Source organism: Pseudomonas sp. B21-056 (assembly GCF_026016325.1).
Taxonomy (GTDB): Bacteria; Pseudomonadota; Gammaproteobacteria; order Pseudomonadales; family Pseudomonadaceae; genus Aquipseudomonas.
In genome coordinates this window covers 1,781,775-1,803,938 of record NZ_CP087203.1, presented here as the reverse complement: position 1 = coordinate 1,803,938, position 22,164 = coordinate 1,781,775, and the positions used below count along the sequence as shown (strand labels likewise).

Here is a 22,164-nt window from a genome sequence, read left to right as displayed (position 1 = left end):
AGGTTCAGCGGAACGTGCCGGGGGCCTTGAATAACAACGGCTGGGGCCGGGCCGGCCTGCATTGCAACGTGTCACAGGTAAACAATTGCGGGCGCTCGATGACATACCCCTGAGCGTAATCCACTCCAATCTCCAGCAATGCCTGCTCGATCTGGGCAGTTTCCACAAACTCGGCAATGGTGCGCTTACCCATGACGTGGCCGATGTGGTTGATCACTTCGACCATTGCACGGTTAATCGGGTCGTCCAGCATATCCTTTACGAAACTCCCGTCGATCTTCAGGAAGTCTACAGGTAAATGTTTCAGGTAAGCGAATGAAGACATTCCGGCGCAAAAGTCATCCAGCGAGAAATAACAACCCAAGCTCTTGAGTTCATTGATAAAGCGAATGGCGCTGCCCAGATTCGAAATAGCGCTGGTTTCTGTAATTTCAAAACAAATCATTTCCGGCGGAATCGAATACGCCGCGAACTGTTTACGCAGGAAGTCGAGGAATGCCTGGTCTCCGATAGTCGTGCCTGACAGATTGATCGCACACATGGCCAGCGGGCCCTGTCGCGACTCGTTCAGGCACTGGCGGATGATCTTGAAGACATTCTCCACCACCCAGCGGTCCAGCGACGTCATCAGGCCATAGCGCTCCGCCGCAGGAATGAAACTGTCCGGCAGGATCATCCGCCCGGCTTCATCATGCAGGCGCAACAGGATTTCAATGTGCCCACCCCCATGGTCACCCGGCCCCAGGGCGGCAATTTCCTGGGCATAGAGGCAGAAGCGGTTTTCCTCCAGGGCCATGTGCAAGCGCTGAACCCAGGCCATTTCGCCGAAACGCAGGGATAACTCCGAATCGTCGGCATGATAGACCTGGACCCGGTTGCGACCTTTCTCCTTGGCCATGTAGCAGGCCATGTCGGCGGCGCGCAGGGATGCCTCCAGGGTCGTCGGATTCTGGGCGATGTGCACCAAACCGATGCTCACGGTGGTCACGAACGGCCGGCCCTTCCAGACAAAGTGCAGGTTCTGCACGGTCTGGCGCAGCCCTTCGGCGATCTTCTCCGCCGCCTCCGGCGAACAGTTCTCCAACAAGATACCGAACTCATCCCCACCCAATCGGGCCAGGGTGTCGTTCTCCCGCAGGCCCGATTGCAGCAACGCGCAGATATGCCGCAACAGCTCATCACCCGCCGCGTGGCCGCAGGTATCGTTGACCAGCTTGAACTGGTCCAGGTCGAGGAACATCAGGGCATGGCGTCCGGCCTGGCGCGTCAGGTTATGCAAGGCCTGCTCGAGCCGGTATTCGAACTCCCGGCGGTTCGCCAGGCCGGTCAGCGCATCATGGGTGGCCTGCCATGACAGGTTGGCAATGTACTGGCGCTCCTGGGTCATGTCATGCAGTACCAGTACGGCACCGCTGACCTTGCCGGCGTGGCGGATCGGCGCGCCCACCAGGGTCACCGACACCGTGCTGCCGTCCAGGCGCTGGATCAGCTTGGAATGTTCACTGCCGCCACCGAGTCGGCCGCTGAGGATGTGTTCGATCAACGTCAGGCCTTCGGTCTGGGCATTGTCGTCAAGCAGATTGAACAGCGCGGCCAGGGGCAGTCCGATGGCATGCTCGGCCTTCCAGTGGGTCATCGCCTCCGCAGCCGGATTCATATAGGCAATGGCGCCTTCGACGTCGGTGGTGATGACCCCGTCGCCGATGGACTGCAAGGTGATCTGCGCCCGCTCCTTCTCCAGTTGCAGGGCATTGGCGAACACCTGCCGCTGGGCCAGCAGTTTGTGGGTACGCAACAAGGCCAGGACGATCAGCCCCAGCGCAGTGGCGAAATTGGTCACCAGCAACAGCCGCAGGATAAACCGCGAGCCCTCACCCAGCGCGTCGCTGAAAGCCTTGGCCGCCGGGGTGACGGAGTCGTTGATGGCAAAGATCCGCGCCTTCCAGCTGCGAATATCAGTCTCTGAGGCCGTCCCTTCGGAAATACTGTCGTGCATCTGTCGGGCGACGTTATCCAGTTCGATCAGATAACCGTCGCCCACCGTCCAGAGATCGATGGCTTCTTCCAGGTAACTGAAGTGACGGAAATTCAGGTAGAGCCAGATCAGGCTGGACACGTCGTCCGGATGGTTTCCCCCTTGGAGGATGCCGGCCCGTGCCGCCTCCAGGTCAGGCGGCTGGCGATCCAGCGCTACCCGCAGATCATGACCGCCCTCGGGCACGGCAATGGCTTGCTGGTATTTGCGGAAAATGGCCTCATCGCGGCTGTCGGTGTAGAGATTGAGGTAATAAATGGCGTCCTTCTGCCCCTTGGACCAGAGGCTTTCTCCCGCGACATAACCGCGAACCGCCGACAGTACGTAAAGGCTGACGCCTCCCAACAATGCCTGAAACAGGACGACGGCGATAAAAGGCCACACGATGCCCAACAACCGGGGGGTTCCGAGAGTCCGCGTTTGATTCATGAGGTCCCTGTATAGGCTCGTCGACCAGCCTTCAGACCGATCATTCCAGCAAGACTAGGAGCAGCAGCAATTCCTCGCAAGAGGTAGGCCACTATTTAACGCTCCCCTTACCCGCCCCACCTGAAGCTTCACCGACGACAAGCCACGACAATTGCCAGAAAAGCTACAACTCTCCTGAATGCCATACATATCTACCGCCCCCGACTTTCCCTGGAGTGATTGGATACGGATCGTCTTCCGCGCACTTTTTGAAGCGGATAGAGCACGTTCCTCAATTACCAGAGAACCTCACCATGCCGTCTTTATCCACTCTTGACCTTTCAGCTCATCCTTCACAGGCCCCACGGCCTTCCCATACCCAAGCGCATCAGGGTCTTCTCGATGAATACGATGTACTGCTGGCGTTGATTCGAAACAACGAAACACCCTCGGACAAGTTCGTCGACAGGCTGGTCAAACCCAGACCTTACGCTCCCATGGCCCTGGAAAATGAGATCGGGCAGCGTGCATTACGGGCGCTGATGGAAAACAAGGCTTATCAAGCACTGTGCGGCACGCTGAATGCGTTATACGACACACTGACGGTCACGCTGAAAGAGGGCAAAGTCTTTTACTCGACACGCCAGAAGAACGGCCCAGACATTGTCCAGCTTGAACTCGACAAGAATCCTGGCTGGCGTGAGTTATTGGCAGACATTGAGAAATCCGTCCTGAGACTGGGTGGAAAGATCCGCTTCGACGGCCAGTTCTCACTGATCGGAATGACCCGATTCTATGGGATCGCCCCTTGGGATCCGCAAGACGCCGCACAACGCGAAGCCACGATCGATGCGTTGGAGGAACAACGTGCTCGCCATTCGCTGGGACTGTGGCATGGCATAAATCTCGACGAGCCGAGCCAAGAGCCAACGGCCGCGCAGGCCCTGGTCGACAGTCAGATCATTGGCACGGTGCGCCAATTCCTGCCCCCATCGCAGACGTCCTTGCTGGCCTACCTCGACCCCGTCGATATCGGCAACCTGTCAGCGACAAAAGTCCGCGCGAAACCGTCGATGTACCTCGAAACGATCCTGCGATCTGCAAAAGCCCAGGCGTTGGCAAACAAACTGCTGCAAGCCCTGGGTTGGTACGGCGGCCAGGCCGGCGAAGAAACCGCTCCGGGAATACGCTACCAGTTGCTGATCAAGACCCTTCGCCTGTGGATCACCTCGACAGGAACCGAAAACCCGGACGGCATAGCCGGCTACCGCTGGCAAAAGTCGTCCAATTGGGGGAAAAGCTACCAGCAGATCCTGACCGCGTTCGAAGCCCACCTGGTCACGTCAAAACGCGCCGCGTCCGCGAATGAATCCGTTCTGATTGCAGGCCTTTTCCAACCGTTGTTCCCGGCAGAGTTCCAGGTTCGCGATATACCGCCGCAACTGCCCTACCGAAGCTCCACCGTCTGGGTGAATTTTGTCCACGGGGTTCATCTCGCCAAGGCCATTGATCCGCTGTTGCTGCAACGACTGAATTTTCAACAATTGGTCGATCTCCCTATCAGGCAGGCCGCAGAAGCAACGGCTGAAGATTTGAAGCTGATCACGCTGACCCGATTGAAACCGATGCAGGAATGGGCGGTGACAAATGGCGTGCTTGCCTACAAAGCCGACGCCAACTATACGACGCAAGACATGCAGGACGCCGCGCAGAAGCTCGACGCTGAAATCGACAGCCTGAACAGCGCTATCCGCTGGCTCGATAGTCCCCCGCCCGAAAGACTGAACATTGCCAAACTCAGAATGGCCCGACTTTTTGGTGAAGGCCGTTTCGTGTCGGACGGTATGAAGCTACTCAAGGAAGCAGATGCCGCTTACATCGGTACACAGTTACGCCTCATGGCCCCTATTGGCAAACGTGCACCTGACGCCTATTCGTTCGTGGATGTCTATGCCTCCGGGCAGCTCTATGAAAAAAATGGTTTTTTACTGGCCCGGATGGGAAATCTCCAACCGATCTCTGGTTGAAAATCGACAGTAATCGAACCGTACAGACGAATCTGTCGTGGCCGGAGTTATCTGCAATCCCTCTTGAGCGCAGAACATTGCCAGATATCGAGCAAACGTTTACGACTCACTTCAAGATCCACATCAATTGGATCAGGAGCGCCTATAGAACGCTGATCACTCATCTACTCGCGTCCCTCCCCTTGGCTGGTCGCCACCCCTTGGAATATGGGTCGGTCAAGGTCTATACGTTAAGAAAGGCAACTACGGGCATTGAGGCGGCGAACGAAACGCAAGACAACACGCTCCCCCTGCGGGCGCGTAATGGTTTCATCCTGGCAGCGACCCGGGACAATGAAACCTCCTACTTTGAACTCCTGCCCAAGGCGGGAATCATTCGATGCCGAACAGATATCACCCCCCAGCATATTGGCGGAGAACCAAAGACAGAGAGGTGGAGAATCAGTCACGGTTCGTCCGTGACCGTGACCGTGGCAGGTCATAAAAACCTCCCTTTCGACTGGGATGCCCATGAGAAAGGAACCGCTCCCCGCGCTGACGCAGAATGCCTCGCCATCATGGACCAATTAGGCGACACACTTGAGCCGGTTGATAGGAGCGACATCAAAGCCCTGCCGTACACATTGGAATCGAAGACCACCCAAAAAATCACCCGGCATATCGCCCAGCATCTGCTGTTCCTGGATGAGAAAGCACTGCACGACAGCTGCTATGGGGAGACTGAATTCGATCGTGAAGAAGCCAGACGCAAAAAAGTCCTCGAAGTGACGAAGATGGTTGTGCCTTTCTGGAGCAGCATCGAAGACCTGAGTTCAGGAAGTCGTGAGCGACTGGCCAGGGGTGCGTTTGGTCTGTTCATTGATTTCGCCTCCTTCGTCCTTCCCATCGGAAAGTTTGCCTCAGGCTCACTGAAGCTGGTCAAGACAGTAGGCAAATGGACCATCCGCGAAACACTTCCCGCCTTCGCGAAACTCACGGGCGCCTTGCTCAATGCCACCCTGAACCCCCTCGATGGCATTCCAGGCTTGTTACGTGCTGGTAGCCAAAGCGCGTACCGGCTCGGTAAGATCGGTTATCTGAATCTCAAGACCTTGACCGGCAGAGCGGGACACTATGACTTTGTAAAGGGCATGAGCCAAGTCACTGATCCGGGGCGATGGCGACCTTTGCTGCCAAATGACCAGCTCGGTGCAGTACGGGGGGTTGATGATGTTCCGGTACGCAATATCGGCTCCTCGGATAAGGCCGACTACCGCTTGATTGACCCGCTTTCGTCCAGACCTTACGGCCCATCATTGACCGACGACTCGGTCGAACTGTCGTTAGGACGCTCCTACTACAACCCGCTGGCCAGGACCGACACCGATGTCATCGTCGAAGTATCTGAAACAACGCGCGTGCGTGAACGGCTTGAAATCGATGGCACCCGCACTTTTTACCTGGATGATGTTCCTTACCGGTTGAACGAGGGAGTCCTGCGCCGCGCCAGCCACCTGGATGCCAGTGAAAAACTCAAGAAACTCCCATGCCGGGTACGCCGCGCACCCGGTGAGGTGTGCAAGACTCAATATGTATTGCCGGGCAAGCCGGCCAAACGACCGCCTGCCGGGGAGTTCGAAACCGAACTGAGCTGGGCCCCCTGGTTTGGCGATACGACGCTCTATCCTTCCGTGCCGAAAACTGCCGACGAGCGTGCCCTGCTGGCGTTTGAGGGAAAAATCTATGAACTCAAGGACGGTAAGCTCAACACCTACAAAGGTCGACCCGAATGGATTGGCCTGAAGAGCAAAATCCCCGTCCCCAGGGAAACGATCTCCGCGACAGTGGAATTCCAGACCGGTCTGTATGGGGGAATCAAAGTCACCGGCACAGCAGAAAAAATCGACGATATACACGAGACGGGCGCGCTTATCATCCGCTCTATCGATGAAAAACATACGTACGTTTTCACGCGATTGAATTTCGACGACTACTACATGACGAAGTTGTCGTCCACAGACAGCATCGAGTCCCCGCTCACGCTGAAGAAGCTGGGCCCCGACGACCTGGTGCCAGGCTCTGTGGGTGAGGAACTGCATCGGGTGTACATCGGCTCACTGAATGCAAACAACGCCGCGAGGATTTACGGAAGAGAGCAGGTCGAACTGGCGCTGGACAAGATCGATGAAATTTCAATCCCCATCGGCGCACCGGACCACCCGCCTTCAAACATGAAGTGGGTGAAGGTCAATACCTACCCCGCCGAAGCAGTGCTGTTTGATCGCAGAACTCGAATGATTGTCTCTGACTTGCCTAACGGCGCCGCCGTATGGAAGCCCTCCAGGCAGGCGCCCGAAGCACTGCAAACGTCAACAGCGGACATTTTCAATGCGCTTTTTACAACTCCGTCCGGCGGCGCTTCCTCGCGATCGACCGCTCGAGCAGTCACCATCCATGACGCCATGCTGGAGTTGCAAAAAATCCTCCCAACCCAGAATCAGAAGAACATTGCGTTCGCCAGCGTCACCACCACGTCGGGGCACAAGGAAATTTACGTCAGTGTCTCCGGCATCGAGGACTACACCCGGCATCTGCCACTGTTCAAGTCCAATAGCGGACTGACCGAGATTTCAGTGGGTGATGTCACTTACTTTAATGTCGACGGGCTCAGAAACCCCATCGACCCGGCCGCCCTTAGCCTGAGCCCCGACGGCAAGCTGCTGGCAATCCCCCACCTCATGGATACTCCTGGCAGCTTGGACAGGTTGAGTCGGATCACTTCCGGGGACAGTGAAAGCAAGTTGATTGGCTACCTCAGTGAAAAATATCCAGATCCCAAAGACATCAAGTCAATCACCGTGGCTACTACCTTGCCGCCTTGTGAATCCTGCTCGATTGTCATGAAGGAGTTTGGCCATGAGCGCGGCGCCGATGCGCTGAACGTCCTCTGGGGACAGCGACGAAAGCGTCCGGCCGCTGAGATAAGTACGTCAACCGATTCGGATTGAACCCAGGCTGTCAGTGCTGTTGCAGGTGACCGTAGAGTCTGGCGTAGAGGCCGCCATCAGCCATCAACTGCTGGTGGTCGCCGTCCTCGGCGATCCGGCCGCCGTCGAACACCAGCACCCGATCGGCCTGTTTTACGGCCGACAACCGGTGAGCAATGATCAAGGTGGTACGGTTGCTCAGGAACCGGGTCAGCGCTTGGTGCAGGTTGTATTCGGTGGCGGCGTCCAGGGCGGACGTCGCCTCGTCAAGAATCACCACCTTGGGATCGGCCAGCACCATGCGCGCAATTGCCAGGCGCTGACGCTGCCCCCCGGACAGGCGCACACCGGAACGCCCGACGATGCTGTCCAGCCCATTGGGCAATTCCCGGATCGTACTGTGCAACTGCGCAATTTCCAGCGCCCGCCAGCAGGCCTCGTCACTACAGTCGCGGCCCATGGAGAGATTGGCCCGTACCGTGTCATTGAACAAGGCAGGATGCTGCAACACCACCGCGACATTTTCCCGGATGGTTTCCAGGCCGATCTCCTGCTGCGTGGCGCCGCCAAACCGGATGCTGCCCGACTGTGGCGTATACAGGCCCAACAACAGCTGCACCAAGGTGCTCTTGCCGCCACCGCTGGCGCCAACGATGGCGACCTTTTCGCCGGGCGAGATGGACAGGTTCAACTGGTCGAGCACCAGCTCCTCGCCATAACCGAAGCTCAAACCCTGGATGTCGATGCCCACGGTATCGCGGCCCTTGAACGGGTCGACACCGCCGTTGTACTGCGGCTCGTCGGCCCGGGCCAGGAGTTCGTTGATCCGACTCAGGGCCCCGCCGGCCGCGTAATAGGCATATTGCAGGTTCAATAGCTGTTCCACCGGACCGATCATGAACCAGAGGTAGCTGAACACCGCCAGCATCTGGCCGATGGACAGGTCGGAAAACAGCACGGTGAGCATCGCCGCCGCACGGAAAATGTCGATGCCGAACTGGAACAGCAAGCCACTGGCGCGGCCCGACGCATCGCTTTTCCACTGGGAATTGACCGCATAATCGCGCACCTCCCGGGCGCGCTGGCCCAGGCGCCCGAGGAAAAAACCCTGGCGGTTACCGGCGCGCACCTCCTGGATCGCGTCCAGGGTTTCGGTCAAGGCCTGGGTGAAGCGCGAGGTGCTGTCGTTCTCCAGCTTCTTGAGGTGCTTGACCCGCTTGCCCAACTGCACCGTGGCATAGATCACCAGCGGATTGAACAACAGGATCAGCAGCGCCAGTTTCCAGTGCATCCACATCAGGATGCCGGCGGTGCCCACCAGCGTCAGCATCGCCACCAGGAAACGGCTGAGGGTTTCGCCGACGAATTTATCGAGGGTGTCCAGGTCGATGACCAGGTGAGCGGCCACGGTGCCGCTGCCCAGGCTTTCGTACTCACCCAGGGAAATACGCTTGAGGCGCTCGATCAGGCGGATACGGATGCGATAGACGATGTCCTTGGCAAGCCTGGCGAACAAGCGTGCCTGCAACACGTTGAACAGCAACGCGCCACAGCGCAGCGCCAGAGTCGCCAGCAGCATCAATCCGATGTAGCCGGCCGCAGTTTGCCAACCCGTCGGCAAGGCGTGGTTCATCACCTTCAAGGCGGCGTCGCCACGCCCCAGCAGTACTTCGTCCACCAACAACGGCAACAGCAACGGGATCGGCACGCTGCACAGCGTCGCCAGCACGGCCACACCGTTGGCAATCCACAGGGCTTTCTTGTGTTTGAGGGCCAGGCGCCGGATTTCCGCCCAGCTCAATCGGTCGACGCGCTGTGGCTCCGAGGCGCCATCCGGCAGGTCAGGCACAGGCCGCACGCTCCAACCAGCGGCCAAGCAATGGAGACAGCTGGCTGAGGGGCTGGTAACCGTTGGTGAGCAGAGCCAGTTGGCCGTCGCGCTCGGCCAGCAACGTGGGGAAGCCGGCAATACCGAGGTCCTGCACCCAGGTGAAATCCGCGGCAGTGGCCGCCTGTTGTTCGGCGCTGTCGAACGCCGCGGCAAACTCGATGCGTGGCAGCCCGGCCTGTTCGGCCAGTTCCACCAGGACGCTGGCATGGGTCACGTCGCGGCCTTGCACGTAAAAAGCCTGCTGGATCAGCTTCAGCAGCTTCCAGGCCAAATCCGGCGCCAGGCTACGAGCCGTCACCAAGGCGCGGCAGGCCGGCTCGGTGTCATAGACGAAACCGTCCGGCAACGCGCCTTCCAGCCTGAACGGCTGGTCGGTGGCCTGGGTGACCGCCTGCCAGTGCTCAAGGATGTAACGCCGGGTGGTGGGCTCCAGGGCCGAACCGCTGCCCGTGCGCAAACCGCCCACCACCAGGTGCAGTTCCACGCCCTGGGCCTGCGCCTGCTCGACCAATGCTTCGGCCACCGGAGCGAAGCCCCAGCACCAGGAACACATCGGGTCCATGACATACAGCAGGCGTGGCGGCATGGTTCAAGCCTCGGAGGATGTTTGCTTGTAGTTGTAGCCGATTGGATGCGGCATGTTGCGAGCCTTGGCCAATTCGATCTGCTTTTGCCGGTCGATGGCGCTGCGACGGGTCTTCTCGCTCAGTTTGTCCCAGCAATGCGGACAACTGATGCCAGGCACGTAGTGCTCCGAAGCGCGATCTTCCAGGCTCACCGGTGTACGGCAGGCATGACATTGATCGTAGTCGCCTTCGCTGAGATCGTGGCGAACGGTCACGCGGTTATCGAACACGAAGCAGTCGCCGCGCCACTTGGTTTCTTCCTGGGGCACCTCTTCGAGGTATTTCAGGATGCCGCCCTTGAGGTGGAAGACTTCGTCGAAACCCTGGCTGAGCATGTAGCTGGAGGCTTTCTCACAACGGATGCCACCGGTGCAGAACATCGCGACTTTCTTGTGCCTGGACGGGTCGAAGTTGGCCTTGATGTAGTCGGGAAACTCGCGAAAGCTGGTGGTCTTGGGGTCGATGGCGCCCTCAAAGGTGCCGATGGACACTTCGTAATCGTTACGGGTGTCGATCAGCAGCACTTGCGGATCACTGATCAGCGCGTTCCAGTCCTGGGGTTCGACATAGGTGCCGACCTGCTTGTTCGGGTCCACGCCCTCGACGCCGAGGGTGACGATTTCTTTCTTGAGCTTGACCTTGGTGCGATAGAACGGCTGCTCGTCGCAGTACGATTCCTTGTGATCGATGTCGATCATGCGCGGGTCGTTCCTGAGCCAGGCCAGCAAACCGTCGATCCCTTCGCGGGTGCCGGAAACCGTGCCGTTGATGCCTTCTTCGGCGATCAGCAGGGTGCCCTTGATGCCGTTGTCGAGCATCGCATTGAGCAAGGGCTCACGCAGCTCGACGTAATCCTGCAGGGTGACGAACTTATACAGTGCCGCCACGACAATGGCTTGTGTCATGGGTATTTCTCCAGGTGGCTACCCTCGTAAGGGGTGAACCGGATGCGAAAAAAAACGCGCCGGGTCAGCGGCGCGTTGCGGATTCTAGCAAAAAACTTATGGGTTGCAGGACTACGAAACCGAGGCTTTACGCAAATCCCTGTGGCGAGGGGATTTATCCCCGCTGGGTTGCGAAGCGACCCCATTCCAATGGACTCGATCAGTCTGACACATTCGGTTGCCTGGTTTTTAGGGTCGCTTCGCAACCCAGCGGGGATGAATCCCCTCGCCACAAAAGCACACGACTCCCGTCAATCAGTGCTTGCTACCACCGGCACAGGTTGGCGAAGCCGGGGCAGCGTCGATCTGTGCCCATTCTTCAGGGGTGTAGGTGTGCAGCGCCAACGCATGGAATTCGCCCATCAGCTCGCCCAGGGTGCCGTAGACCTTCTGATGGCGCTTGACCCGATTGAGCCCCTCGAACTGCCGGCTCACCACCACCGCCTTGAAATGGGTCTGTAGCCCACGGCTGTGCATGTGGCTTTCATCCAGCACTTGCAAGTGCTCGGGCTGCAGGAGGCCGAGTGTCGATTCGATGCGTTGTTGCATGCTCATACCGGGCTCCGCTTACGGCTTTTTCTTGGCTGGGGCAGGCGCAGCCGCTTTCGGCTCAAGCTCGGCGGTCATGTCTGCTAGCAGCTTGTTGACCACCGGCACCGCGCTTTCAAGCTTGGCCTGGGTCAGTTGGGCCGACTGCTGGGTCAGCTGGGGCATTTTTTCCAAGACTTTCTTGCCCAGCGGCGACTGGTAGAAGGCGACCAGGTCCTTGAGCTCCGACTCGCTGAAGTTGGTGGTGTAGAGCTTGACCATGTCCGGCTTGAGCTTGTTCCAGCCGATGGCCTGGTCCAGCGCGGCGTTGGCCTTGGCCTGGTAGGTTTCCAGGGTGGCTTTTTTCGACTCGGGGGCCTTGGTCTGTTCGAAGCGCTGGGCAAACATCTGCTGCACTTGCATGTACACCGGGGTGCCGAGTTTGTCAGCGTGCGCCAGGGTCAGGAACGCTTCGGCACTGGCGTTGTGGCTGGCGGTATCGGCGAGAACAGGGCCGCTGGCACACACCAGAGCAACTGCGGTACAGATGGCGCGAAGACGGGTCATCGAGTTTCCTTAATCTAACTGGCGAGGTAAAACCCCAAGGGCGACCATTCTGCGCCTAAAAAACGCCGGGCCTCAACCCCGACGCTTGCCGGCTCCGATTGACGGACCGAACCGACCGCCCCTAGATTGACGGAACCGGTGCCGCCCGACAGGGCCTAAACTGCGCATTCAGACCTATCAGGAGTTTGACCCAATGAGCCGTATCGAAACCGACAGCCTTGGCCAGGTTGAAGTCCCGGAGGACGCCTATTGGGGCGCCCAGACACAGCGTTCCATGATCAACTTCGCCATCGGTAACGAACGCATGCCGCTGTCGGTGCTGCACGCCCTGGCGCTGATCAAGAAAGCCGCCGCGCGGGTCAACGACCGCAACGGCGACTTGCCCGCCGACATCGCCCGGCTGATCGAACAGGCCGCCGATGAAGTACTGGCCGGCCAGCACGACGATCAATTCCCGCTGGTCGTCTGGCAGACCGGCAGCGGCACCCAGAGCAACATGAACGCCAACGAGGTGATCGCCGGGCGCGCCAACGAACTGGCGGGCAACCCCCGTGGCGGCAAGACCCCGGTGCATCCCAACGATCACGTCAACCGCTCCCAGAGCTCCAACGACTGCTTCCCCACGGCCATGCACATCGCTGCCGCCCAGGCCGTTCATCAGCAATTATTGCCGGCCATCGGCGAATTATCCGGTGGGCTGGCAGAACTGGCGGCCCGCCACATGAAACTGGTCAAGACCGGCCGCACCCACATGATGGATGCCACGCCGATCACCTTCGGCCAGGAACTGTCGGCCTTCATTGCTCAGCTCGACTATGCCGAACGGGCAATCCGTGCCGCGCTGCCGGCGGTCTGCGAACTGGCCCAGGGCGGCACGGCGGTAGGCACCGGGCTCAATTCGCCCCACGGTTTCGGCGAAGCGATTGCCGCTGAACTGGCGGCGCTGTCCGGCTTGCCGTTCGTCACCGCGCCGAACAAGTTCGCGGCCTTGGCCGGGCACGAGCCCCTGACCACGCTTTCCGGCGCGCTGAAAACCCTGGCCGTGACCCTGATGAAAATCGCCAACGACCTGCGCCTGCTGGGCTCCGGGCCTCGGGCCGGCTTCGCCGAAGTGAAATTGCCGGCCAACGAACCGGGCAGTTCCATCATGCCCGGCAAGGTCAACCCGACCCAGTGCGAAGCCTTGTCGATGCTGGCCTGCCAGGTCATGGGCAACGACGTGACCATCGGTTTTGCCGCCAGCCAGGGCCATTTGCAACTGAACGTGTTCAAGCCGGTGATCATCCACAACCTGCTGCAATCGATCCGCCTGCTGGCCGACGGCTGCAGCAACTTCCAGCAACACTGCATCGCCGGGCTCGAGCCCGATGGCGAGCAGATGGCGGCACACCTGGAACGTGGATTGATGCTGGTGACGGCGCTGAACCCGCACATCGGCTACGACAAATCCGCCGAGATCGCCAAGAAAGCCTACAGCGAAGGACTGACCCTGCGCGAGGCAGCGTTGCAACTGGGCTACCTGACGGATGAGGAGTTCGATGCCTGGGTGCGGCCGGAGAATATGCTGGAGGCCGGTAGCCAGGGCTGAATTGAAATTCCATTGTGGGAGCGAGCTTGCTCGCGATGAGGCCGGTCGGCTCAACATCACCATCGCCTGCCAGACCGCTATCGCGAGCAAGCTCGCTCCCACATGTGATCTATCGCCCTACCGCCAACCGCTCCCGCCGGGCCCTCAGCCCGGCAATCAGCGAAGGCCCCAACGCCACCAGCGCCGACCCCAACACCACCAGTACCGCCCCGCCATACCCCAACAGATTGATCTGCTCGGCATGCACATAATCGGGCCACCACCAGGCGGCCACGGCCACCGCGGCAAAGGTCACCAACGGCGTGATCGCCAGGGTTGCGCTGACCCGTGAAGCCTCCCAGTGCGCCAGGGCCTCGGCAAATGCGCCGTAGGCAATCAGCGTATTGAGGCAGCAGGCAAACAATAGCCAGCCTTGCAGAGGGCCCAGCTGCAGCGCTTCCAGCGGATGTACCCACGGCGTGAGCAGCAACGCGCAGAACAGGTAGATCACCATCATCACCTGCAACGAATTCCATACCGTCAACAATTGCTTCTGGCCCAGGGCGTAGAACGTCCAGACCGCCGACGCCAGCAACACCATCAAGACCCCGGCGGTGTATTCGCTCAGGGAGGTCAGCAATTCGGCGAGGCGCTGGTTGAAAAACAGCGCGAAGCCGACCAGCAGCACCAGCAGGCCAATCCCCTGCCCCAGGCTGAAACGTTCCTTGAATACAAACAGGCTGGCGATCAGCAGCAGGATCGGTCCCATCTGCACCACCAGTTGCGCCGTGCCGGGGCTCAAGCGATTCAGCCCCATCAGGTACAGCACATAATTACCCACCAGCCCCAGCACCGCCATCACCACCAACCAGCCGCCACGCGGACCCAGCACCTTGCGGCTGGGCAGGCGTCGGGTGGCCGCCAGATAAATGAACAGCAAGCCGCCGGACACCAGCAAGCGAAACCAGGTCACGGTGACCGGATCCATCACCTGCAACACCTGCTTGAGCTTGATCGGCAGGATTCCCCACAACAGGGCGGTCAACAAGGCGAGGAACAGGCCATAGACCCAGCGACCGGACGAAATGTGCATGCAATCCCCGAGGCTCAAGAAAAGAGCGACTATTCTAGTGGGAGATGGCTTGGCGACACAGGGACAGTTGGGCACTAACAGTTCAAGGATTTGTTCACAGGAAGAGGGATGGCACATTGCCGCCTATCGGCTGGCCAAGCGCCAGCTGGCGCCAACGAATAAACTTCACTCAACCGATTTCTACACCTCTTGGAGCCCCCCCATGCTTGGCAAACGCGCCCAGGACCTCGCCCCGGCGATGGTCTTTCCCAGTGACCGGATCTGCCGGATAAACGGTGAATTCTATTTCAGTACCCGGGAAGGCACCCAGGAAGGTCCATTTGCCAATCGTGAGGCAGCCGAACAAGAGGTAGCGGCGTATATCGAGCGGATGCAGAAAGCGCTTGAGATTGCCAGCTGACAAGGATCCGCAAACCTGTGGCGAGGGGATTTATCCCCGCTGGGGCGCGAAGCGCCCCCAAAACCAGGCAACTCGTTGGATCAGATTGCTTGAGTCAACGGCGGTGGGGCTGCTACGCAGCCCAGCGGGGATAAATCCCCTCGCCACAGAAGCCCTCAGGTCATCTGACCGCCTCGAACAACCCCGTCGCCCCCATCCCGCCGCCCACGCACATGGTCACGATGCCGTAACGCAGACTGCGCCGTTGCAACTCACGCACCAGATGCCCGACCTGCCGTGAGCCAGTCATGCCGAACGGATGGCCGATGGCGATCGAGCCGCCGTTGACGTTGTATCTTTCATTGTCGATTTCCAGGCGATCACGGCTGTACAGGCACTGGGACGCGAACGCCTCGTTGAGCTCCCACAAGTCGATGTCGGCGATCCGCAGCCCCTTGGCCTTGAGCAGTTTCGGCACCGAGAACACTGGGCCAATACCCATTTCGTCCGGCGCGCAGCCAGCCACGGTGAAGCCGCGGAAAAACGCCTTGGGCTTGAGCCCCAGCGCCAGGGCTTTTTCCAGGCTCATCACCAGGGTCATCGAGGCACCGTCGGACAGCTGCGACGAGTTGCCCGCCGTCACCGAACCGTCTTCGGCGAACACCGGCTTCAGCCCGGCCAGGCTTTCGTAAGTGGTGTCCGGGCGATTGCAATCGTCGTGGTCGACCACGCCGTCAAGAATCTGCACCGCACCGGTGTTCTTATCCTCCACCTTGTACTTGACCGCCATCGGCACGATTTCGTCATGGAACAGCCCGGCCGCCTGGGCCTGGGCAGTACGTTGCTGGCTCTGCAAGGCGTAGCGGTCCTGTGCTTCGCGGCTGACCTGGTAACGGCGGGCGACGATCTCGGCGGTCTGGCCCATGGGGAAATAAATCCCCGGCACCTGTTCCTTGAGCAACGGGTTGATCAGGTTGTCGGTGTTGACGCTTTTCATCGTCAGGCTGATGGACTCCACGCCACCGGCGACGATGATCTCGCTGCAGCCGGAGGCGATCTGGTTCGCGGCAATGGCGATGGCTTGCAGGCCCGAGGAACAGAAACGGTTGAGGGTCATGCCGCCGGTGCCGATGCCCAGGTGGGAGAGCACCGCCACGTTACGGCCGATGTTATAGCCCTGGGCGCCCTCGTTGGAGCCGGCACCGACGATGCAATCTTCAACGCTGGCCGGGTCGATGTCATTGCGCGTCAACAGCGCATTGACGCAATGGGCCGCCATGTCGTCCGGACGAGTCATGTTGAACTTGCCGCGAAACGACTTGGCCAGGCCGGTCCGTACGCTGTCGACGATCACTACTTCACGCATGGCTGTTCCTCATTGTTGTAGGCGGTCAAGAATGGATCGAGCATAAATCCACCCCATAACCGACTGCGACAATCATTCACCCCGCATATGCGACCTCATGGCCTGCTACTTCTTGCGAGTCTGTTTCCCGCTGCGTTTGAAAGCCGCTTCCAGCGCCTCGTTGAGGGTGCGCAACACCTTGACCCGGGCCCAGCGCTTGTCATTGGCCTCTACCAGGGTCCAGGGTGATATTTCGGTACTGGTGCGGTCGACCATGTCACACACCGCCGCCCGGTAAGCGTCCCACTTGTCACGGTTGCGCCAGTCGTCTTCGGTGATCTTGAAGCGTTTGAAAGGGATTTCCTCGCGTTCCTGGAAGCGCTCGAGCTGAGTCTCCTTGTCGATGGCGAGCCAGAACTTGACCACCACCACGCCGGCGTCGGCAATCTGCTCTTCGAAATCATTGATTTCACCATAGGCCCGCAGCCAGTCGGCCCGACTGCAAAAGCCTTCGACCCGCTCCACCAGTACCCGGCCATACCAGGAACGGTCGAATACAGTGAACTTGCCCCGCGCCGGAATATGCCGCCAGAACCGCCACATGTAGGGATGGGCGCGCTCTTCCTCGGTGGGTGCGGCAATCGGCACGATGCTGTACTGGCGCGGATCGAGTGCCGCCGCGACCCGCCGGATCGCGCCACCCTTGCCCGCCGCATCGTTGCCTTCGAACACGGCCACCAGAGCGTGCCGGCGCATGCGTTTGTCCCGCAGCAAGCCGGCAAACCGGGCCTGCTCGGTGATCAGTTGTTCCTCGTAGTCGTCCTTGTCCAGGCGCAGGGTCATGTCCAGGCTGTCGATCAGGGTCACCTGATCATCCAGTGCCGGTAGCGGTGCCGCGCTGACCTTTTCCGGCTTGATCCTCGGACGGTCCAGCGCCTGGCGCATGCCTTCGAGCAGGAGCCTGCCTACCGTGAGGCTACGGTAATAGGTGTCCACGCCTTCGATCACATGCCATGGCGCGTAATCGCGACTGGTCCGGCGCAGCACCCGCTCGCCGTATTTGACGAACTTGTCGTAGGTCTGGGATTGCTGCCAGTCCAGCGGGCTGATGCGCCAGCTGTGCAACGGATCATCCTTGAGTCCCTTGAGCCGGGCTTTCATCTGTTTCTTGGACAGATGGAACCAGAACTTGAAGATCAGCGCGCCTTCATCGCAAAGCATCTTTTCCAGGCGCTCGGCGGCGTTGATCGCCTGGTCGAGCCGAGGGTCCTTGAACTCGCCGTGGACCCGGCCCTGGAGCATCTGGCTGTACCAGTTGCCGAAGAATATCCCCATGCGCCCCTTGGCCGGCAGCATCCGCCAGTAACGCCAGGCGGGTGGCCGCGCCAGTTCTTCGTCGGTCTGCTGATCGAACGTGCGCACTTCGATCAGCCGCGGGTCCATCCACTCGTTGAGCAACTTCACCGTCTCGCCCTTGCCCGCGCCCTCGATACCGTTGATCAGCACGATGACCGGAAAGCGGCGCTGCTGATGCAACTCAAACTGGGCTTCGAGCAATGCTTCACGCAATGCCGGCACTTCGGCCTCAAAGGTGTCTTTATCGATGGCGTGACCGATTTCGGCGGATTCGAACATAGGCAGCTCCTTCCAGGGAATGGGGCAAGACTAACGGATTGGATATGACCGTGTTTGGATATGACAGCTCCTACGCAGTTACCCGGCCTCGGTCTAGAATAGCGTCCCCGATTTCACCGAGCCCGCCATGACACCCGTACAACACCACGCCCAACTCGACTGGGATGACCAGGGTCTGCCCCGTTCGCGGGTGTTCGACGATGTGTACTTCTCCGACCAGTCGGGGCTGGAGGAAACCCGCTATGTGTTCCTTGAACAGAACAACCTGGCCGAGCGCTTCGCCGCGTTGCCGGACCAGGGACGGCTGGTGATCGGTGAGACCGGATTCGGCACCGGGTTGAATTTCCTGTGTGCCTGGCAGTTGTTCGAGCAGTGCGCACCCGCCGGCGCTCGCCTGCACTTTGTCAGTGTCGAAAAATACCCCCTGAGCCCCCAAGACCTGCATCGGGCCCTGGCCCTGTGGCCGTCCCTCAAGCTTCAGGCCGATCAGTTGCTGGGGCAGTACGTGGCGATCCATCAAGGTTTCCAGCGCCTGACGCTGGCGGGCGGACGGGTGACGCTGACGTTGATGATCGGAGATGCCCTGGAGCAGTTGCCGCAATTGGATGGACAGATCGACGCGTGGTTCCTGGATGGTTTTGCACCGGCCAAGAACCCCGACATGTGGACCGCCGAGCTGTTCGCCGAACTGGCCCGGCTGGCGGCGCCCGGCGCCACCCTGAGCACCTTCACCAGCACCGGCTGGGTGCGCCGATTGCTCAACGCGGCGGGCTTCAAGATGAAGCGCACGCCGGGCATCGGGCATAAATGGGAGATCCTGCGTGGCGTGTTCCTCGGCTGGCCGGAATCACAGGAGCAGGCCGCGCCCAGCCAGGCAAAACCCTGGTACACCCGCCCCGCTCCACTCACCGGCGAGCGTCGCGCCCTGGTGATCGGCGGCGGCCTGGCCGGTTGCGCCAGCGCGGCGAGCCTCGCGGCCCGTGGCTGGCAGGTGACGTTGTTGGAACGGCATGCCGGGTTGGCCGAGGAAGCCTCCGGCAACCCTCAAGGGGTGTTGTACCTCAAGCTTTCAGCCCACGGCACGGCGTTGTCACAGATGATCCTCAGCGGTTTCGGCTACACCCGACGCTTGTTGGAACATCTGCAACGGGGTGTGGACTGGGACGACTGCGGTGTCCTGCAACTGGCATTCAACCCCAAGGAAGCCGAGCGCCAGGCGCAACTGGCCGCAGCGTTCCCGGCTGATCTGCTGCATACCCTCGGGCAGACTGAAGCCGAGGCGCTGTCCGGAGTCGGCCTGGCCTGTGGCGGTCTGTTCTATCCCGAAGGGGGTTGGGTCCATCCGCCGGCGCTGTGCCGCTGGCAGGCGTCGGGCTCGTCAATCGAGGTGTTGCCTCATCATGAAGTGCTGGATCTGCGCCGCGTCGATGGCCAGTGGCAAGCCTGGGATGGCGAACGATGCCTGGCCAGCGCGCCGGTGGCGATCCTTGCCAGCGCCGCCGAGATCAAGCGTTTCGAAGCGGCCTCCGACCTGCCGCTCAAGCGCATACGCGGGCAAATCACCCGTCTGCCGCAGACCGACCGCAGCCAGGTCCTGCGCACGGTGGTCTGCGCCGAGGGCTATGTGGCCCCGCCGCGAATGGGCGAACACACCCTGGGCGCGAGTTTCGACTTCAAGAACGATGACCTGACCCCCACCGCCGCCGAACACGTGGGCAACCTGCAGATGCTGGAAGAAATTTCCCTGGACCTGAAGGATCGCCTGAACGCCGACATCCTGGATCCAGGCCAGCTCGAAGGCCGCGCCGCCTTCCGCTGCACCAGCCCGGACTACCTGCCGATTGTCGGGCCGTTGGCGGACAGCCGGGCGTTTACCGAGACGTATCACGCCCTGGGCAAAGATGCCCGCCAGGTCCCGGACAGCCCCTGCCCCTGGCTCGATGGCCTGTACATCAACAGCGGCCACGGCTCTCGCGGCCTGATCACCGCGCCGCTGTCCGGCGAACTGATCGCCGCCTGGCTGGACAACGAACCCCTGCCACTGCCCCGGAGCGTGGCCGAAGCCTGCCATCCGAACCGGTTTGCCTTGCGGGCATTGATTCGCGGCAAGGCCTGACGCAGCTTAAACACCCACCGCCAACCCTGTGGGAGCGAGCCTGCTCGCGATAGCGGTGGATCAGCTTGCATCCATGTTATCCGTGCCGCCGCCATCGCGAGCAGGCTCGCTCCCACAAAGGGCCCTGCCATCCTTGCCAAGCCGCGCCCGCCGGTCGGCTTATAACGCATCGATCTAAAACTCACGGCAATCCCACCGGTCAGTTTCAGAGTGCCCGCCATTTCGGCGCCCCCCCTCCCCAACGGAAAAACCGGTAAGGACTTATGTGCGGATTAGCTGGAGAGTTACGTTTCGATCAACAACCTGCGGACCTTGCGGCCGTAGAGCGAATGACCCATCACCTGGCCCCTCGTGGCCCCGACGCATGGGGTTTTCATAGCCAGGGCCCGATTGCCCTGGGCCATCGGCGCCTGAAGATCATGGACTTGTCCGACGCTTCGGCCCAGCCGATGATCGACAATCAACTCGGCCTGTCCCTGGCCTTCAACGGCGCGATCTACAACTACCCGGAACTGCGAGCCGAGCTGGAAGCACTGGGCTACGCCTTTCATTCGGGTGGCGACACCGAAGTGTTGCTCAAGGGCTACCACGCCTGGGGCGAAGCGCTGCTGCCCAAGCTCAACGGCATGTTCGCCTTCGCCATCTGGGAACGCGACGCCAAGCGCCTGTTCATCGCCCGCGACCGTCTCGGCGTCAAGCCTTTGTATCTCTCCCGCACCGGCCAGCGCCTGCGCTTTGCCTCGGCGTTGCCGGCGCTGCTCAAGGGCGGCGACATCAGCCCGATGCTCGACCCGGTCGCCCTCAATCACTATCTGAATTTCCATGCCGTGGTCCCGGCGCCCCGCACCCTGCTGGCGGGCATTGAAAAACTGCCGCCAGCCACCTGGATGCGGGTTGAAGCCGATGGCAGCATCGAGCAGAGAACCTGGTGGACCTTGCCCTACGGCCCGCGGCCCGATGAGCAGGACCTGAACCTGGAAGACTGGATCGACCGCGTGCTCGACAGCACCCGAGAAGCCGTTGCCATCCGCCAGCGGGCCGCCGTGGACGTAGGCGTGCTGCTTTCCGGTGGTGTGGACTCGAGCATGCTGGTGGGGCTTCTGCGGGAAGTCGGCGTGGAAGACCTGTCCACGTTCTCCATCGGTTTCCAGGATGCCGGCGGTGAACGCGGTGACGAGTTCCAGTATTCGGACCTGATCGCCAGGCACTACGGCACTCGCCATCACCAACTGCGCATCGACGAAAAAGAAATCATCGAACAACTGCCAGCGGCCTTTCGTGCCATGAGCGAACCGATGGTCAGCCACGACTGCATCGCCTTTTACCTGCTGTCGCGGGAAGTGGCCAAGCATTGCAAAGTGGTGCAAAGCGGCCAGGGCGCCGACGAACTGTTTGCCGGTTACCACTGGTATCCACAGGTGGATGGCGCCAGCGATCCCTATGCGGCCTATCGCGCCGCGTTCTTCGACCGCAGCTACGAGGAATACGCCGCCACCGTGCAGCCGAAATGGCTGACCGCCAACGACGCCGCCGGCGACTTCGTCAAGGAGCATTTCGCTCAACCGGGCGCCGATGCCGCCGTCGACAAGGCCCTGCGCCTGGACAGCACCGTGATGCTGGTGGACGACCCGGTCAAGCGGGTCGACAACATGACCATGGCCTGGGGCCTGGAAGCGCGCACACCGTTCCTCGATTACCGGCTGGTGGAACTCTCGGCACGGGTTCCAGCGAAATTCAAGTTGCCAGACGGCGGCAAGCAGGTGCTCAAGGAAGCCGCCCGGCGGGTGATTCCCGGTGAAGTGATCGATCGCAAGAAAGGCTATTTCCCGGTGCCGGGCCTCAAGCACCTGGAGGGTAATACCCTGGCCTGGGTCCGCGAACTGCTGCTGGACCCGAGCCAGGATCGCGGCCTGTTCAACCCGGCCATGCTCGACCGCCTGCTCACCGACCCCAACGGTCAGTTGACCCCGCTGCGCGGCTCCCGCCTGTGGCAACTGGCGGCGCTGAACCTGTGGCTCAGCGAGCAAGGAATCTGAT

15 protein-coding genes are annotated in these 22,164 nt (G+C 60.6%); 6 read left to right on the top strand and 9 right to left on the bottom strand.

Annotated elements, in window-relative coordinates:
* Window positions 1-4: 4 nt before the first annotated feature.
* Window positions 5-2,464, bottom strand: coding sequence for an EAL domain-containing protein (locus LOY67_RS08065; RefSeq protein WP_265066700.1), 2,460 nt, complete (start codon window positions 2,462-2,464; stop codon window positions 5-7).
* A 293-nt stretch (window positions 2,465-2,757) separates the two neighbouring features.
* On the opposite strand from LOY67_RS08065, the gene LOY67_RS08060 reads away from it, so the two are divergent.
* Window positions 2,758-4,470: a hypothetical protein gene (locus LOY67_RS08060; RefSeq protein WP_265066699.1), complete on the top strand. Its 1,713-nt coding sequence runs from the start codon at window positions 2,758-2,760 to the stop codon at window positions 4,468-4,470.
* Window positions 4,467-7,457 (top strand): deaminase domain-containing protein, encoded by a 2,991-nt coding sequence (locus LOY67_RS08055; protein WP_265066698.1) that lies wholly within the window; start codon window positions 4,467-4,469, stop codon window positions 7,455-7,457. The genes LOY67_RS08060 and LOY67_RS08055 overlap by 4 nt, the downstream gene beginning before the upstream one ends.
* 10 nt (window positions 7,458-7,467) lie before the next feature.
* Here LOY67_RS08055 and LOY67_RS08050 read toward each other — a convergent pair whose 3' ends face one another.
* The 5 genes from LOY67_RS08050 to LOY67_RS08030 form a co-directional block, all read right to left on the bottom strand.
* The gene (locus LOY67_RS08050; RefSeq protein WP_265066697.1) at window positions 7,468-9,285 is read right to left on the bottom strand and encodes an ABC transporter ATP-binding protein; all 1,818 of its coding nucleotides are present in this window, start codon (window positions 9,283-9,285) and stop codon (window positions 7,468-7,470) included.
* Window positions 9,278-9,880 (bottom strand): DsbA family protein, encoded by a 603-nt coding sequence (locus tag LOY67_RS08045; protein ID WP_265067719.1) that lies wholly within the window; start codon window positions 9,878-9,880, stop codon window positions 9,278-9,280. The genes LOY67_RS08050 and LOY67_RS08045 overlap by 8 nt, the downstream gene beginning before the upstream one ends.
* Window positions 9,881-9,916: 36 nt before the next feature.
* Window positions 9,917-10,858, bottom strand: coding sequence for a rhodanese-related sulfurtransferase (locus LOY67_RS08040; RefSeq protein WP_265066696.1), 942 nt, complete (start codon window positions 10,856-10,858; stop codon window positions 9,917-9,919).
* Between the two features lie 294 nt (window positions 10,859-11,152).
* Window positions 11,153-11,452 (bottom strand): BolA family protein, encoded by a 300-nt coding sequence (locus LOY67_RS08035; protein WP_041024552.1) that lies wholly within the window; start codon window positions 11,450-11,452, stop codon window positions 11,153-11,155.
* Window positions 11,453-11,464: 12 nt separating this feature from the next.
* Window positions 11,465-11,992 (bottom strand): DUF2059 domain-containing protein, encoded by a 528-nt coding sequence (locus tag LOY67_RS08030; RefSeq protein WP_265066695.1) that lies wholly within the window; start codon window positions 11,990-11,992, stop codon window positions 11,465-11,467.
* Window positions 11,993-12,185: 193 nt separating this feature from the next.
* Between LOY67_RS08030 and LOY67_RS08025 the strand changes: the two genes are divergently transcribed.
* Window positions 12,186-13,580 carry a class II fumarate hydratase gene (locus LOY67_RS08025; protein WP_265066694.1) on the top strand — a complete coding sequence of 465 codons (1,395 nt, stop codon included), beginning with the start codon at window positions 12,186-12,188 and terminating at the stop codon, window positions 13,578-13,580.
* Window positions 13,581-13,689: 109 nt separating this feature from the next.
* On the opposite strand, the gene LOY67_RS08020 is transcribed toward LOY67_RS08025, so the two are convergent.
* Window positions 13,690-14,652: a DMT family transporter gene (locus tag LOY67_RS08020; protein WP_265066693.1), complete on the bottom strand. Its 963-nt coding sequence runs from the start codon at window positions 14,650-14,652 to the stop codon at window positions 13,690-13,692.
* A gap of 202 nt (window positions 14,653-14,854) precedes the next feature.
* Here LOY67_RS08020 and LOY67_RS08015 point away from each other — a divergent pair, with 202 nt between their 5' ends.
* The gene (locus LOY67_RS08015) at window positions 14,855-15,052 is read left to right on the top strand and encodes a DUF6316 family protein (protein ID WP_258631903.1); all 198 of its coding nucleotides are present in this window, start codon (window positions 14,855-14,857) and stop codon (window positions 15,050-15,052) included.
* 160 nt (window positions 15,053-15,212) lie between these two features.
* On the opposite strand, the gene LOY67_RS08010 is transcribed toward LOY67_RS08015, so the two are convergent.
* Together LOY67_RS08010 and pap are read right to left on the bottom strand one after the other, a co-directional pair.
* Entirely contained in the window at window positions 15,213-16,397 is a 1,185-nt protein-coding gene (locus LOY67_RS08010) for a thiolase family protein (protein ID WP_265066692.1), read from the bottom strand.
* Between the two features lie 105 nt (window positions 16,398-16,502).
* Window positions 16,503-18,011 (bottom strand): polyphosphate:AMP phosphotransferase, encoded by a 1,509-nt coding sequence (pap, locus tag LOY67_RS08005; protein ID WP_265066691.1) that lies wholly within the window; start codon window positions 18,009-18,011, stop codon window positions 16,503-16,505.
* Between the two features lie 127 nt (window positions 18,012-18,138).
* Here pap and mnmC point away from each other — a divergent pair, with 127 nt between their 5' ends.
* On the top strand, window positions 18,139-20,127 hold the full coding sequence (gene mnmC / locus LOY67_RS08000; protein ID WP_265066690.1) for a bifunctional tRNA (5-methylaminomethyl-2-thiouridine)(34)-methyltransferase MnmD/FAD-dependent 5-carboxymethylaminomethyl-2-thiouridine(34) oxidoreductase MnmC: 1,989 nt from the start codon (window positions 18,139-18,141) through the stop codon (window positions 20,125-20,127).
* A 263-nt stretch (window positions 20,128-20,390) separates the two neighbouring features.
* Window positions 20,391-22,163, top strand: coding sequence for an N-acetylglutaminylglutamine amidotransferase (locus LOY67_RS07995; protein ID WP_265066689.1), 1,773 nt, complete (start codon window positions 20,391-20,393; stop codon window positions 22,161-22,163).
* Window position 22,164 lies beyond the last annotated feature (1 nt).

Bases quoted from the DNA above. Each gene is read 5' to 3' on its own strand.
- LOY67_RS08060 (WP_265066699.1), top strand. From the start codon at position 2,758: ATGCCGTCTTTATCCACTCTTGACCTTTCAGCTCATCCTTCACAGGCC.
- LOY67_RS08025 (WP_265066694.1), top strand. From the start codon at position 12,186: ATGAGCCGTATCGAAACCGACAGCCTTGGCCAGGTTGAAGTCCCGGAG.
- LOY67_RS08045 (WP_265067719.1), bottom strand. From the start codon at position 9,880: ATGTGTTCCTGGTGCTGGGGCTTCGCTCCGGTGGCCGAAGCATTGGTC.
- LOY67_RS07995 (WP_265066689.1), top strand. From the start codon at position 20,391: ATGTGCGGATTAGCTGGAGAGTTACGTTTCGATCAACAACCTGCGGAC.
- LOY67_RS08065 (WP_265066700.1), bottom strand. From the start codon at position 2,464: ATGAATCAAACGCGGACTCTCGGAACCCCCCGGTTGTTGGGCATCGTG.
- pap (WP_265066691.1), bottom strand. From the start codon at position 18,011: ATGTTCGAATCCGCCGAAATCGGTCACGCCATCGATAAAGACACCTTT.
- LOY67_RS08035 (WP_041024552.1), bottom strand. From the start codon at position 11,452: ATGAGCATGCAACAACGCATCGAATCGACACTCGGCCTCCTGCAGCCC.
- LOY67_RS08020 (WP_265066693.1), bottom strand. From the start codon at position 14,652: ATGCACATTTCGTCCGGTCGCTGGGTCTATGGCCTGTTCCTCGCCTTG.
- LOY67_RS08030 (WP_265066695.1), bottom strand. From the start codon at position 11,992: ATGACCCGTCTTCGCGCCATCTGTACCGCAGTTGCTCTGGTGTGTGCC.
- LOY67_RS08015 (WP_258631903.1), top strand. From the start codon at position 14,855: ATGCTTGGCAAACGCGCCCAGGACCTCGCCCCGGCGATGGTCTTTCCC.
- mnmC (WP_265066690.1), top strand. From the start codon at position 18,139: ATGACACCCGTACAACACCACGCCCAACTCGACTGGGATGACCAGGGT.
- LOY67_RS08040 (WP_265066696.1), bottom strand. From the start codon at position 10,858: ATGACACAAGCCATTGTCGTGGCGGCACTGTATAAGTTCGTCACCCTG.
- LOY67_RS08010 (WP_265066692.1), bottom strand. From the start codon at position 16,397: ATGCGTGAAGTAGTGATCGTCGACAGCGTACGGACCGGCCTGGCCAAG.